General features: G+C 70.4%; 9 protein-coding genes. 6 read left to right on the top strand and 3 right to left on the bottom strand.

Annotation, left to right across the window (positions count from 1 at the left end; translation table 11 throughout):
* Positions 1 to 20: 20 nt before the first annotated feature.
* Complete coding sequence (gene sucC, locus ACT53O_RS02085; RefSeq protein WP_036316339.1) at positions 21 to 1,187, bottom strand: ADP-forming succinate--CoA ligase subunit beta; 1,167 nt, start codon at positions 1,185 to 1,187, stop codon at positions 21 to 23.
* A gap of 185 nt (positions 1,188 to 1,372) precedes the next feature.
* Here sucC and ACT53O_RS02090 point away from each other — a divergent pair, with 185 nt between their 5' ends.
* Positions 1,373 to 2,047, top strand: a complete 675-nt coding sequence (locus ACT53O_RS02090; protein ID WP_036316337.1) for a TetR/AcrR family transcriptional regulator — start codon at positions 1,373 to 1,375, stop codon at positions 2,045 to 2,047.
* 64 nt (positions 2,048 to 2,111) lie between these two features.
* On the opposite strand, the gene ACT53O_RS02095 is transcribed toward ACT53O_RS02090, so the two are convergent.
* The gene (locus tag ACT53O_RS02095; protein ID WP_476151177.1) at positions 2,112 to 3,839 is read right to left on the bottom strand and encodes an acyl-CoA dehydrogenase; all 1,728 of its coding nucleotides are present in this window, start codon (positions 3,837 to 3,839) and stop codon (positions 2,112 to 2,114) included.
* A gap of 152 nt (positions 3,840 to 3,991) precedes the next feature.
* On the opposite strand from ACT53O_RS02095, the gene ACT53O_RS02100 reads away from it, so the two are divergent.
* The 3 genes from ACT53O_RS02100 (at position 3,992) to ACT53O_RS02110 (ending at position 7,825) form a co-directional block, all read left to right on the top strand.
* Complete coding sequence (locus ACT53O_RS02100; protein WP_036316332.1) at positions 3,992 to 5,038, top strand: ATP-dependent DNA ligase; 1,047 nt, start codon at positions 3,992 to 3,994, stop codon at positions 5,036 to 5,038.
* 264 nt (positions 5,039 to 5,302) lie between these two features.
* A complete protein-coding gene (locus ACT53O_RS02105) occupies positions 5,303 to 6,625 on the top strand; it encodes a threonine/serine exporter family protein (protein ID WP_135948516.1) in 1,323 nt (440 codons plus the stop codon).
* Between the two features lie 36 nt (positions 6,626 to 6,661).
* Positions 6,662 to 7,825 (top strand): AI-2E family transporter, encoded by a 1,164-nt coding sequence (locus ACT53O_RS02110; protein ID WP_433720454.1) that lies wholly within the window; start codon positions 6,662 to 6,664, stop codon positions 7,823 to 7,825.
* Positions 7,826 to 7,834: 9 nt separating this feature from the next.
* Here ACT53O_RS02110 and ACT53O_RS02115 read toward each other — a convergent pair whose 3' ends face one another.
* A complete protein-coding gene (locus ACT53O_RS02115; protein WP_294979366.1) occupies positions 7,835 to 8,503 on the bottom strand; it encodes a hypothetical protein in 669 nt (222 codons plus the stop codon).
* A 111-nt stretch (positions 8,504 to 8,614) separates the two neighbouring features.
* Here ACT53O_RS02115 and ACT53O_RS02120 point away from each other — a divergent pair, with 111 nt between their 5' ends.
* Together ACT53O_RS02120 and ACT53O_RS02125 are read left to right on the top strand one after the other, a co-directional pair.
* Complete coding sequence (locus ACT53O_RS02120; RefSeq protein WP_433720450.1) at positions 8,615 to 9,841, top strand: HupE/UreJ family protein; 1,227 nt, start codon at positions 8,615 to 8,617, stop codon at positions 9,839 to 9,841.
* A 162-nt stretch (positions 9,842 to 10,003) separates the two neighbouring features.
* Positions 10,004 to 11,989, top strand: a complete 1,986-nt coding sequence (locus ACT53O_RS02125) for a purple acid phosphatase family protein (protein ID WP_476151179.1) — start codon at positions 10,004 to 10,006, stop codon at positions 11,987 to 11,989.
* Positions 11,990 to 12,072: the final 83 nt, after the last annotated feature.

The raw sequence follows: 12,072 nt of genomic DNA on the forward strand, positions 1-12,072 counted from the left end.
GCAGTCCTGTTCTCGTCGGCTCAGGCGTTGGCCAGCTCGGCGGCCTTGTCGGCGCCCTCGTCCATACCGGCGGCGAGGGTCACGAGCGGATTGTTCGCGGCGGCGAGGATGGCGCGGCCCTCCTCGACCTGGTTGCCGTCGAGGCGGACGACCAGCGGCTTGGTGGCGGTGTCGCCCAGGATCTCGAGCGCCTTGACGATGCCCTCCGCCACGGCGACGCACGAGGTGATGCCGCCGAAGACGTTGACGAACACCGACTTCACCTGCGGGTCACCGAGGATGACGTCCAGGCCCGCCGCCATGACGGTGGCCGAGGCGCCGCCGCCGATGTCGAGGAAGTTGGCGGGCTTCACACCGCCGTGGTTCTCGCCGGCGTAGGCGACGACGTCGAGGGTCGACATGACCAGGCCCGCGCCGTTGCCGATGATGCCGACCTGGCCGTCGAGCTTGACGTAGTTCAGGCCCGACGCCTTCGCCTTCGCCTCGAGCGGGTCGGCCGCGTCCTTGTCCTCGAGCTCCTCGTGCTCGGGGTGGCGCACTTCGGTGGCGTTGTCGTCGAGCGACACCTTGCCGTCGAGGGCGATGATGCTGCCCGCGGCATCCAGGATGAGGGGGTTGACCTCGACGAGGGTCGCGCCCTCACCGGTGTAGACGTTGTAGAGCTTGACGAACACATCGGCGACCTTGGGGGCCAGCTCGTCGTCGAAGCCACCGGCCTTGGCGATCTCGAGCGCCTTGGCCGTGTCGATGCCGGTCAGCGGGTCGACCTCGACCTTGGCCAGCGCCTCGGGCTTCTCGACCGCGAGCTGCTCGATCTCCATGCCGCCCTCGACCGAGCACAGGCTCAGGTACGAGCGGTTCGCGCGATCCAGCAGCACGGAGAAGTAGAACTCCTTCTCGATCTGGGCGCCGCCGGCGATCATGACGCGCTTGACGACGTGGCCCTTGATGTCCAGGCCCAGGATGGCCTTCGCGGCCTCGTACGCGTCTTCGGGAGTCTTGGCGACCTTGACGCCGCCGGCCTTGCCGCGGCCCCCGGTCTTGACCTGAGCCTTGACGACCACGACGCCGCCGAGCTTCTCGGCCGCCGCCTTCGCCTCCTCAGGTGTGTCGGCGATGATGCCGGGGAGCACCGGCACCTCGTACTTCTCGAACAGGTCTCGTGCCTGGTACTCGTACAGATCCACGTGCAATCCTTCGCTGGGCGTCAGTGGGTGTCGTGCCGAAGGGTTCTCGGTATCGGAACAAAAGTGCCGAAACAATCTCGATATCGAGAGATCGACCGATCCCCCAGCTTAGTCGACCCTCCGTGCGGATCCGACCGCGCGCGGGCGGGGTGCCGTGCGCTCGGCGGGGCGTTAGGCTCACGGGCATGACCGACGCCGCACCCACCTCCGCCCGCAACGCCGTCGTCGCCGCTGCGCTGGATCTCTTCGCCGCTCAGGGCTTCGAAGCGACGTCGGTGGAGCAGATCGCGCAGGCGGCGGGAGTGTCGCGATCGACCTTCTTCCGTCAGTTCGGCGGTAAGGACGACGTCGTCTTCAGCGATCACGACGTGCTGCTCGCGCACCTGCGCCAGAAGCTGACGAGCGGCGATGGCCTGGGCCGAAACCCGTGGGCGGCGGCGTGTGCGGCCTCGGTCGACGTGTTCCGCCACTTCGCCGCCGAGCCCGAACTCGCCCGTCGACGCTACGCCGTGGTGCGCCAGGTCCCGGCGCTGCGCGACCGCGAGATCGTCACGGTCTTCCAGTACGAGCGGCTGTTCGACGACTACCTGCGCTCGGCCCTCCCGGGTCTCGATCCGATCGACGCCGTGGCGTTCTCTGCCGCCGTGACGGCGGTGCACAACCACGTGCTGCGCCGTCTGCTGCGGGGCACCGAGGACATCCCCGAGTCGGTGCTGACCGACGCCTACGACGAGCTCATGCACCGCTTCGGTGTGCACCCCGACGGCGAGCAGGCGCAGAACGACGATGTCGTCGTGGCGACCTTCCCCCGTCGGATGCCGATGGCCGAGGTCGTGCGGCGCCTGCGCGACGAGCTCTGAGCGCGCGGCGTTTCGACTCGCTGCACTCGCTCGACGCCCGGAGGGCGAAGCGCCGGGTGGCGGCTCAGACGGTCTCGCCGGAGGCCACCGTCTCGGCGAGCGCGTGCACGCGCGGCAGGTGGTGGGCTCCGTAGAAGTCGGCGGCCGTGAGACGCGCGGCATCCGCCTCGTGCGCACTCTCGTGCGCCGCGACGGCGACCACCGCGAGCGCGTGCATCCAGCCACCGGCCAGGACGCCGAGGAGCATGAGGTAGGGCACGCTCACGGCGTGGGCGTCGCGCGGCGAAGAGCCGAACGCGACCATCGCCGCGGTGGCGCGGCGGGCGGCGGCCAGGGCTCGCTCGAGACGGTCGGCGGTGCGCGCGGCGACCTCGCCGCCGGCGGAGCGCAGGGCCTCGACGGTGCGTTCGATGTCGGCGAAGAGCGCCTCGGCGGTGGCCCCCTGGTTGCGGATGACCTTGCGATCGATGAGGTCGTTGGACTGGATCGCGGTGGTGCCTTCGTAGATCGGCATGATGCGGGCGTCGCGGTAGTGCTGAGCCGCACCGGTCTCCTCGATGAAGCCCATGCCCCCGTGCACCTGGATGGCGTCGCTCGTCAACGCCACGGCATCCTCCGTCGACCAGCCCTTCAGGATCGGCACGAAGAACTCGGCCATCGCGAGTACCGCGGCATCGTCGGTCTGCTCGGCACGGTCGAAGAGGTCGGCGACGTAGACGCCCAGCGCCCGCATCGCGTACACCTCGCTGCGCATCGACAGCAGCAGCCGGCGCACGTCGGGGTGCTCCGCGATCGGGGCGGTGCCCTCGCGGCCGAGGACGCGTCCCTGTACCCGATCGGCGGCATAGGCCGTGGCCTGCTGCAGCGCCCTGTCGGCGATTCCGGTCGCCTGGAACCCCATCGCGATGCGGGCGGAGTTCATCATCACGAACATGCCGGCCAGTCCCCCGCCGACCTCGCCGACGAGGTACCCGGTGGCGTCCTCGTAGGAGAGCACGCACGTGGGGCTGCCGTGGATGCCGAGCTTGTGCTCGACCGCGACGGTGGTGACGGCGTTGCGCTCGCCGAGCGAGCCGTCCGGGTTGACGAGGTGCTTCGGAGCCACGAAGAGCGACAGCCCCTTGGCTCCCTCGGGGGCACCGGGAGTGCGGGCGAGGACGAGGTGGACGATGTTCTCGGCGACGTCGTGGTCGCCCCACGTGATGAAGATCTTCTGACCGCGGATGGCGTAGGTGCCGTCGCCGCGGGGCGTGGCGATCGTGCGGATGGCGCCGAGGTCGGTGCCCGCCGCCGGTTCGGTGAGGTTCATCGTGCCCGTCCACTCGCCCGAGACCAGCTTCGTCAGGTACGTCTCACGGATCTCATCGGATGCCGCGGCATCCAGCGCGTGGATCTGCCCCGCGGTGAGCAGCCAGCACAGCGCGAACGCGGCGTTCGAGGCGTTCCAGATCTCGCCGAGGCCGGCCCGAATCGCCCCGGGGAGTCCGTCGCCGCCGGCCGAGACCGGTGCTTCGGCGCTGATCCACCCCGCCTCCACGAACGCGGCGTAGGCCTCGGCGAACCCGTCGGGCAGACGCACCTGGCCGTCGACGAGGCGAGCGCCCTCGCGATCGCCGATGCTCTGCAGCGGCGCGAGGACGGATGCCGCGAACTCACCGGCTCCGGCGATCACGTCGGCGCCGTCGGCGGCGGTGAGCTCGCCGCCGGTCGCCCGGGCGACGATGTCGAGACCGAACGCCTCGCCGAACAGGAAGGCGTAGTCGGCGGTGGGGGCCTGGTACTCAGCGGCCATGGGAACTCCTCGGATGCTCGCGGCGTCTCGGTGATCGATCCCGATGAAGAATGCGAATGAGACTGCGGACCATCATAAGTGATACTCAGTCTCATCGCGAGTCGTCGGATGTCCCCTGTCGCCCGCGTGCCCCCGCCGTCATGATGAGAGCCATGCCGTTCGACATCCCCGCACCGATGCTGGCGAAGGCCGTCAGCGCCGTTCCCGACCCCGCCCGCACCCCCGGGGGCCTCGCGTTCGAGCCGAAATGGGACGGATTTCGCGCCCTGCTGTCGTGGGACGGCACCGACGTCGAGATCGGCTCGCGCGGCGCGAAGCCGCTCACCCGCTACTTCCCCGAACTCGTCGCCGCGTGCACCGCCCTGCTGCCCGAGCCATGCCTGCTCGACGGGGAGATCGTCGTGGCGCTCGCCGGATCCGACGGGCGTCGGCGGCTGTCATGGGAGGCGCTGTCACAGCGCATCCACCCCGCCGCCTCCCGCATCGCCCTGCTGAGCAGTGAGACGCCCGCGATGTTCATCGCCTTCGACCTCCTCGCCCGCGGCGAGCGCGATCTCCAGCAGGAGCCGTTCTCGACGCGCCGCGCAGAACTCGAAGACCTCCTGCGGACGGTCCCCGCCCCGGTGCACGTGACGCGCACGACGGGTGACCACGACCTGGCGACGCAGTGGCTCGCCCGCTTCGAAGGCGCCGGGCTGGACGGGGTGATCGCCAAACCGCTCGCCCTGCCCTACGCGCCCGGAAAGCGGACGATGTTCAAGATCAAACACGCCCGCACGGCCGACGTCGTGCTGCTCGGCTACCGCGTGCACAAGAGCGGCCACGGTGTCGGCTCGCTGCTGCTGGGGCTGTACGACGAGAACGGCGATCTCCGCAACGTCGGCGGAGCGTCGGCCTTCAGCGATGTGCGCAGACGGGAGCTCGTCGACGAGCTGGCGCCTCTCGTCGTCACGGATGCCGAGGGCACCGCCGTGACCGGACAGACCGACCGTTCGCGCTTCTCGGCGACGAAGGACACCTCGTTCGTCCGGCTGCGGCCGGAGCGCGTGCTCGAGGTGCGCTACGACCAGCTCGAGGGCGCACGCTTTCGCCACACGGTGCAGTTCGAGCGGTGGCGGCCCGACCGCGACCCGCGCTCGTGCACCTTCGCCCAGCTGGAACAGGTGCGCGCATACGACCTGGCGGACGTCCTGGACTGAAACCGCGGCGCACGGATCCGACCCGCGCAGCACCGCACGGGCCGGATCCGGCTCTCCCGCCCACGCTCGCATCGGCGCCGGGTTCCGGCGGCCGGACATGCGATCCGTTGGTGCGGATGGTGAGGGGCGCTCTCCCCTCCTCCGTGATGCCGAGCCTACGGGCGCGCGAAGAACCGCTGATCGGTCGGCGACCGTGAATATCGGCATCCGTTGTTCCGGCTCGCGATCCTCGCCCTGCGGCGGCGCCGGTGCGAGGATCGGACCATGGTCCCCGCCCCGCCCGACGAGCCGTCCGCTGCGCCGTCCGAGCCCTCGGAACCCACGGTGACGCAGGAGCTCGCACTCGAACCGGTGCAGTTCATCGCGCGTACCGACGCGGTGCTGCGGCTGGGCTCGCTCATGCTCGGCGCGGGCGCGTCGTCCGCGCGGGTACGCGACAGCATGGTGCGTGCCGCCGAGGCGGTCGGCATCGACGACGTGCACTGCCGGGTGGGCATGACCGACATCGTGCTCACGGCCGGGCGCGGTCAGATGTTTCGCACGCGCGTGGCGGAGGTTCCCCGTCCGACCGTCGACGCCGACCGCATGACGGCGCTCAAACGGCTGACGGCGCGTCTGCAACCGGGGACGACCCCGGTACAGCTGCAGGGGGCGCTGCGTGAGATCGAGCGCATGCCGCGGCGCTACTCGGATCTGACGCGCGTGCTCGCGGCGGCGCTGGCGTGTGCAGCCTTCGCGCTGCTGAACAACGGCGGGTGGCAGGAGTTCGTCGCCGTCGGGATCGCCGCCGCGGCCGGTCAGTGGGTGCGGATGCTCATCCATCGCCTCCGGACGAACGAGTTCCTGCTGGTGTTCGCCTCGGCGATGACGGCGCTGCTCGTCTACCTCGCCGCCGCGCAGGTGTTCGTCGCCTTCGGCGTGCCCGGCGGGCAGCACGACGCGGCACTGACCAGCGCCGTGCTCTACCTCGTTCCCGGCTTCCCGCTCGTGACCGGCGCCCTCGACCTCGCCCGCCTCGATCTGAACGCCGGCATCGCCCGGGTCACCTATGCCGTCCTGGTGCTGCTGGCGACGGGCACCGCCGTCTGGGGAGTCGCGACCGTCTTCGACGCGACCGTGACCCAGGTCGCCGCGCCCGAGTTCGCCGAGCCTCTCCTGTCGCTCGTCCGACTCGCCGCGGGCTTCGTCGGCGTGCTCGGCTTCGCCCTGCTGTTCGGCACGCCGTGGGCGATCGCGCTGACCGCATCGAGCCTGGGCGCCGTGGCGAACGTCGGGCGCCTGGCGCTCGTCGACGCCCACGTCAATCCCGCCGTCGCCGCGGCTGCCGCTGCCCTCGCCGTGGGCCTGGGCGCCTACCTGTTCGGCGATCGGCTGCGCGCCGCGCGCGTGACCCTGACCGTACCGGCCGTTCTCATCATGGTTCCGGGGGCGGCCGCATACCGCTCGATCGCCGGTGTCATCGGCGGCGACACGGTGGCGGCGATCCAGAATGCGACGACCGCGCTGTTCGTCGTCGTGGCGCTCGCGATCGGCCTGACCGTGGCGCGCGTGCTCACCGAGCGGGAGTGGTCGCGTCCGGCCCGGTGACCGACGCGGAGGCGACGCGTCGTCTACGGTCGAGGCATGGGACTGTTCCGCGACCGCACCGTCCGCATCGACCAGCACGGCACGGACGGCGTCCACGTGCGCGCCGTGGGCAGACCGTGGAGCCTCTGGGCCGACACCTTCGGCGCCCTCGCGATCCGGGCGGTGCAGATCATCGTGGTCGTGGCCCTCGCCGCGGGGATCATCTGGGGCATCCGCCAGCTGACCGTCGTGACGATCCCGCTCGTGATCGCGCTGATCCTGGCCTCGGCGTTCGCGCCGCTCATGGCCTGGCTGCGCGGGCGCGGCATCCCCTCCCTCGTGGCGACGCTGATCACCCTGTTCGCCATCGCCCTCGTGCTCACCGCGGTGGGCTGGCTGATCGTCTGGGCGGTGCGCGACCAGTGGGACGAGCTGGCGACGCAGGCACAGGGCGGTTTCACCGATCTGATGGCCTGGGCGGGCACCCTGCCCTTCCAGATCGATCACGCCCAGATCGACGAGTGGCTGAAAGCCCTCACCGATTTCGTGACGAGCGCGCAGTTCGGCAGCGGCGCTCTCGCCGGCGTCAGCGCCGTGGCCAACTTCATCACCGGCCTGGTGCTGATGATCGTGATGCTCTTCTTCTTCCTCAAGGACGGCCCGCAGATGTGGGCGTTCCTGCTGCGGCCGTTCCGCGGTGAGCCCTACGAGCGGGCCCTGCGCGTCGGCGACAAGACGGTGACGGTGCTCGGCTCGTACGTGCGCGGCACGGCGACCGTGGCCGCCGTGGATGCCGTCGGCATCCTGATCGGCCTGCTGATCCTGCAGGTGCCGCTGGCCGTGCCGCTGGCGGTGCTGGTGTTCCTGCTCGCGTTCATCCCGATCGTCGGGGCGACCCTCGCCGGCATCCTCGCCGCACTGGTCGCCCTCGTGGCCAACGGGTGGGTCGTGGCGCTGCTCGTGGTGGGCGTGGTCGTGCTCGTCAACCAGCTCGAGGGCAACCTGCTGCAGCCGGTGCTCATGGGACGCTCCATGCAGCTGCACGCCTTCGTCATCCTCATCGCCCTGACCGCCGGCACCGTGCTGGGCGGCATCGTCGGGGCCGTGCTCGCCGTGCCGATCACCGCGGTCGCGTGGGGGATCGTGCAGGTGTGGGACGGACCGCACACCCCGGCGAGGTGGGCCCGCCCGCACCGCCGCGAGGCGATCGCCAGCGTCTGAGGGACGGCGTCAGGGAATCCAGACGACGACGCCGTTCTGCCCGCTGAGCAGCGCGGCGACCCCGGCGGCGACGGCGTTGCTGCAGCGCTCGGGCGTGAAGCTCGCCGGATCGTGGTGGGCGGCCTGACCGAGATCCTCACCGCGGAAGCCGGCACCGGCCCAGTCGACGGCCAGCACGTTCTGGGTCGGCTCGGCCAGTTCGCCGCCCAAGACGAGGAACGGTTGGTCGAGGTGGCTCGCGGTGACGATCGCGAGGGGGTCCACGAGGGCGTCACCCGCCGACATGACGACATCGGCGTGCATGTCGATGGCCTGCGTGATCGCGGGAATCGGATCGTTCCCGGCCCGTACCTCGCGCAGGTCGGCACCCACCTCACGCGCCCACGTGCGCACCGCGTCGGTCATCGTGACGGTCGCCGCCTCGTCGCCCATCGTGAGCAGGACCACGCGCAGTCCCGCCGTCGGGCGCGCCCCGACCCACGATCCCGGACTCGGGGTCATCGTCGCCGCCGGAGCCAGGGGGGTCGGCGGAAGGAAGCCGGCATCGGCGGCCGCGATCAGGCTGGGCGCGGGGTGTGGCGCGGTCCAGTCGGCAGCGCATCCGGCGAGGGATGCCGCAGCGATCACCGCCGCGGACACCGCGACGGCCACGGTGAGACGGGAACGGGCGACACGCACTCCTCCAGCATCGCGTCGCGGGTCCGCGGCGGCGGTACGCGGCGACCGTCGTTCCTCGAAGATTGACGCGCGAGTCAATCCCCGTTCACCGACGACGCGCACGCTCACGCCGTGACCCTTCACCGTCGTTCCCTCCGCGCCGTGCTCCTGCTCGCCGTCGCGATCGCCGCCCTCTCCCCCTTGGCCTCGGCATCCGCCGCCCTCGCGCACGGCTTCAGCTCGGTCGTGTTCGCCGACCTCTCCCGCGACGAGCAGGGACGAACCGTCGCGACCCTGCAGCTGGAGTACGACCTCCTCGTGGTCTCCGCAGCCGACACGCAGCACGACGATGCGTTCTTCCGTTCGGGCACCGCCGCCTTCGACGCCCGGGACGACACCGCGATGGCGCAGGCGGTCACGGATCATCGCGACACGGTCTCCCGCTACCTCGACGAGCGGTTCACGATCCGCACCAGCGGCGGCGATGCCGCCGGCTGCACGCTCAGCCCCCTGGATGCCGTATCGATGACGGTGCAGGAGGGTGTTCCCTACGTCGTCATCCCCCGCACCCTCACCTGCCCGGCCGGAGAGGCGCACATCGTGCGCAGCACCCTGTTCGCCGACGAGGAGGGCTACGTCACGGGAACCAAGACGATCCTGACCTACGACATCGACCTGCACTCGGGCTCCGCCGCGCTCGACGCCTCCGCGCCCGAGTTCTCCACGGCGCAGAGCACCTGGGACCGGTTCGTGGAGTTCTTCCGTCTGGGCGCGGAGCATCTCCTGACCGGCATCGACCACATCCTGTTCCTCCTCGCCCTCATCGCCGGCTCGCGAAAGCTCCGCGAGATCGTCCTCGCGGCGACCGTGTTCACGCTCGCTCATTCGGTGACCTTCATCCTGGCCGCCACGAAGCTGGTGAGCCTTCCGAGCATCATCATCGAGCCGGCGATCGCCCTGTCGATCTCGGTCGTCGCGGCCTGGTACCTGTTCCGGTTGTGGCGCAAGGGCGAGGCAGCCACGGAGCTGACCCGTGACTCCGGCCCGCTCGGCCTCGACCGGGCGGGCTGGCTGCGCCTGCTCGTCGTGTTCTGCTTCGGCCTGATCCACGGCCTCGGCTTCGCCTCCGCCCTCGGGATCGACGAGCCCTGGTCGTGGACGCTGCTGTGGTCGCTGCTCGTGTTCAACCTCGGCATCGAGGCCGTGCAGATCGGCCTGATCGCGATCGTGTTCCCCGTCTTGGTGCTGCTGCGCCGCCGCGCGCCCCGGGTCGCGATGTGGGCCAGCGGCGCACTCGCCGTCGCGGTGACCCTCGCCGGCCTCATCTGGTTCGTCCAGCGCGTGTTCGGCTGGGACTGATCCGGCTCTGGGCGAACCCTCAGAGTTTCGCCGGGACGTCACCGCTTCTGGGCGGGATGTTCACCGCCTTGTCACCGCGAAGGCGGATCGTCCAGGTGACGCCCTCCGCGGCGCCTGCGACCGGCCTTCGCCGCGCATCCCTCCTTCACGAACGGACAGACCATGCCGCACTCCGCCGAACCGCGAGCGCCCCGCCCTGCGCGCCGGACGATCGCCTGGATCACCGCCGCCACGCTGTGCGCGACGGCTTTCGCGGGAGTCGTCGCGACTCCCGCTCTCGCCGACACCCCGACCACGCTGACCGGCGTGATCCTGGGCGTCGGCGCCGACGAGACCCAGCGCATCGTGAGCTGGTACTCCTCCGCCGACACCGCCCAGGTCGTCCAGGTCGCGCCCACCGCCTCGCTCGTGGGTGACGCCTTCCCGGCATCCGCCGTCACCTTCGCCGCCACGGGTACCGCCAACATCGCCACCAGCGGCGGCTTCAACCGGCACGCGACGATCACGGGACTGCAGGAGAACACGCAGTACTCCTACCGTGTCGGCTCCGAGGGCGCCTGGTCGACCACGACGACGTTCCAGACGCACTCCTTCGAGGGCGACTTCGACTTCCTGTTCTACGGCGACCCACAGATCGGCTCGTCGGGCGACGTCGCGAAGGACACCGCCGGCTGGGTGGACACCGTCAACGTCTCGCTGCAGTCCAACCCGAACGCCGAGCTGCTCGTCTCGGGCGGCGACCAGGTCGACAAGGCCAACACCGAGGCGCAGTGGGACGGCTTCCTCGCGCCCGCGCAGCTGCGCAGCTACCCCTGGGTCGCGACGATCGGCAACCACGACGTGGGCGGCAAGGCCTACGAGCAGCACTTCTTCACGCCCAACACCGACCGCTCCGGTCAGTACTACGTCAACGGCGACCCGACGTCCAACTCGTCGGGCGGCGACTACTGGTTCATCCACAAGGACGTGCTGTTCATCGACCTCAACTCGAACAGCTACAAGACCTCCACGGGAGGCGGCGGCGACGCGGCGCACATCCAGTACGTGACCGACGTCATCAACGCGCACGGCGCCCAGGCCAAGTACACGGTGCTCGTCTACCACCACGCCATCTACTCCCCCGCCGACCACGCGCAGGATGAGGACAACAAGACGCGTCGCGTCGACTTCCCGACCACGTTCTCCAAGCTCGGCGTCGACCTCGTGCTCCAGGGTCACGACCACAGCTACTCGCGCTCGTACGAGATCAAGAACGGCGAGAAGGCCAAGGCCGACGAGAAGCCCGGCCAGAACGAGGTCTTCGAAGGTCCCGGCGGCGTCGTCTACGTCACGGCGAACTCGGCATCCGGCTCGAAGTACTACGACCTCACGACGCCCGTCGCCGGCGACGCCACCTCTGGCCGGGGCAACGGCGCCGACCCGCTGAACCCGTCGAACTACTGGTACAACTCGGTGCAGAACCAGGAGCACGTGCGCACCTTCGTCAAGGTGCAGGTGCAGAAGGACGCCCTCGTCGTGCAGAACGTGCGCTCCGGCACGTGCGACGCGCCGAACGCCGCCGTCGAGCTGCGCAAGGTCGTCTGGTGCGGCCCCGCCAACGGCACCGAGGCGGCGCTGCCGGTCGGCTCCGTGCAGGACGAGGTGACCATCCACCCCAACCACGGCGACGGCCAGGACATCCAGGTCGACGTGCCCGACGCCGCTCCCGGTGAGTTCGGCTGGACCATCAACGGCCACAACGGCCTCGTCGACCTCGGCACGGCCACCGAGAAGAACAACAGCTACTTCGAGGCGACCGGTCAGATCAACCCGATCACGGTGACCGACACCCGCCGCGCCGTGGCCCCCTGGTCGATCGCAGCGAAGGTCGGCGACTTCACCGACGGCAGCAAGTCGTTCTCCGGAAAGTACCTCGGCTGGACCCCGAAGATCGTCGCCGCCGGCGGCGGCGCGGTCGCGGGTGCGCCGGTCGGCTCGGGCTACGACGGCGGCACCGGCCTGTCCGACTCGCGGGCGCTGGGCTCGGCGGCCCAGGGCCACGACCGCGGCACCGCCGTGCTCGGCTCCGACCTGGATCTGAAGATCCCGGTCGAGGTCGACAAGGGCAGCTACCGCGGCACCCTCACCCTCACCGCGATCAGCAACTGATGATCACCGACAACTGAACAGCTCGTCCCGCGACCCGGGACGCGTCGACCCACCCGGTCGGTGCGTCCCGGGACGCACCCCTT

It is taken from the genome of Microbacterium sp. DMC48 (assembly GCF_056313825.1).

Excerpts from the sequence above, each read along its gene's own strand:
- ACT53O_RS02100 (WP_036316332.1), top strand. The coding sequence starts at position 3,992 with ATGCCGTTCGACATCCCCGCACCGATGCTGGCGAAGGCCGTCAGCGCC.
- ACT53O_RS02110 (WP_433720454.1), top strand. The coding sequence starts at position 6,662 with ATGGGACTGTTCCGCGACCGCACCGTCCGCATCGACCAGCACGGCACG.
- ACT53O_RS02095 (WP_476151177.1), bottom strand. The coding sequence starts at position 3,839 with ATGGCCGCTGAGTACCAGGCCCCCACCGCCGACTACGCCTTCCTGTTC.
- ACT53O_RS02125 (WP_476151179.1), top strand. The coding sequence starts at position 10,004 with ATGCCGCACTCCGCCGAACCGCGAGCGCCCCGCCCTGCGCGCCGGACG.
- ACT53O_RS02090 (WP_036316337.1), top strand. The coding sequence starts at position 1,373 with ATGACCGACGCCGCACCCACCTCCGCCCGCAACGCCGTCGTCGCCGCT.
- ACT53O_RS02105 (WP_135948516.1), top strand. The coding sequence starts at position 5,303 with ATGGTCCCCGCCCCGCCCGACGAGCCGTCCGCTGCGCCGTCCGAGCCC.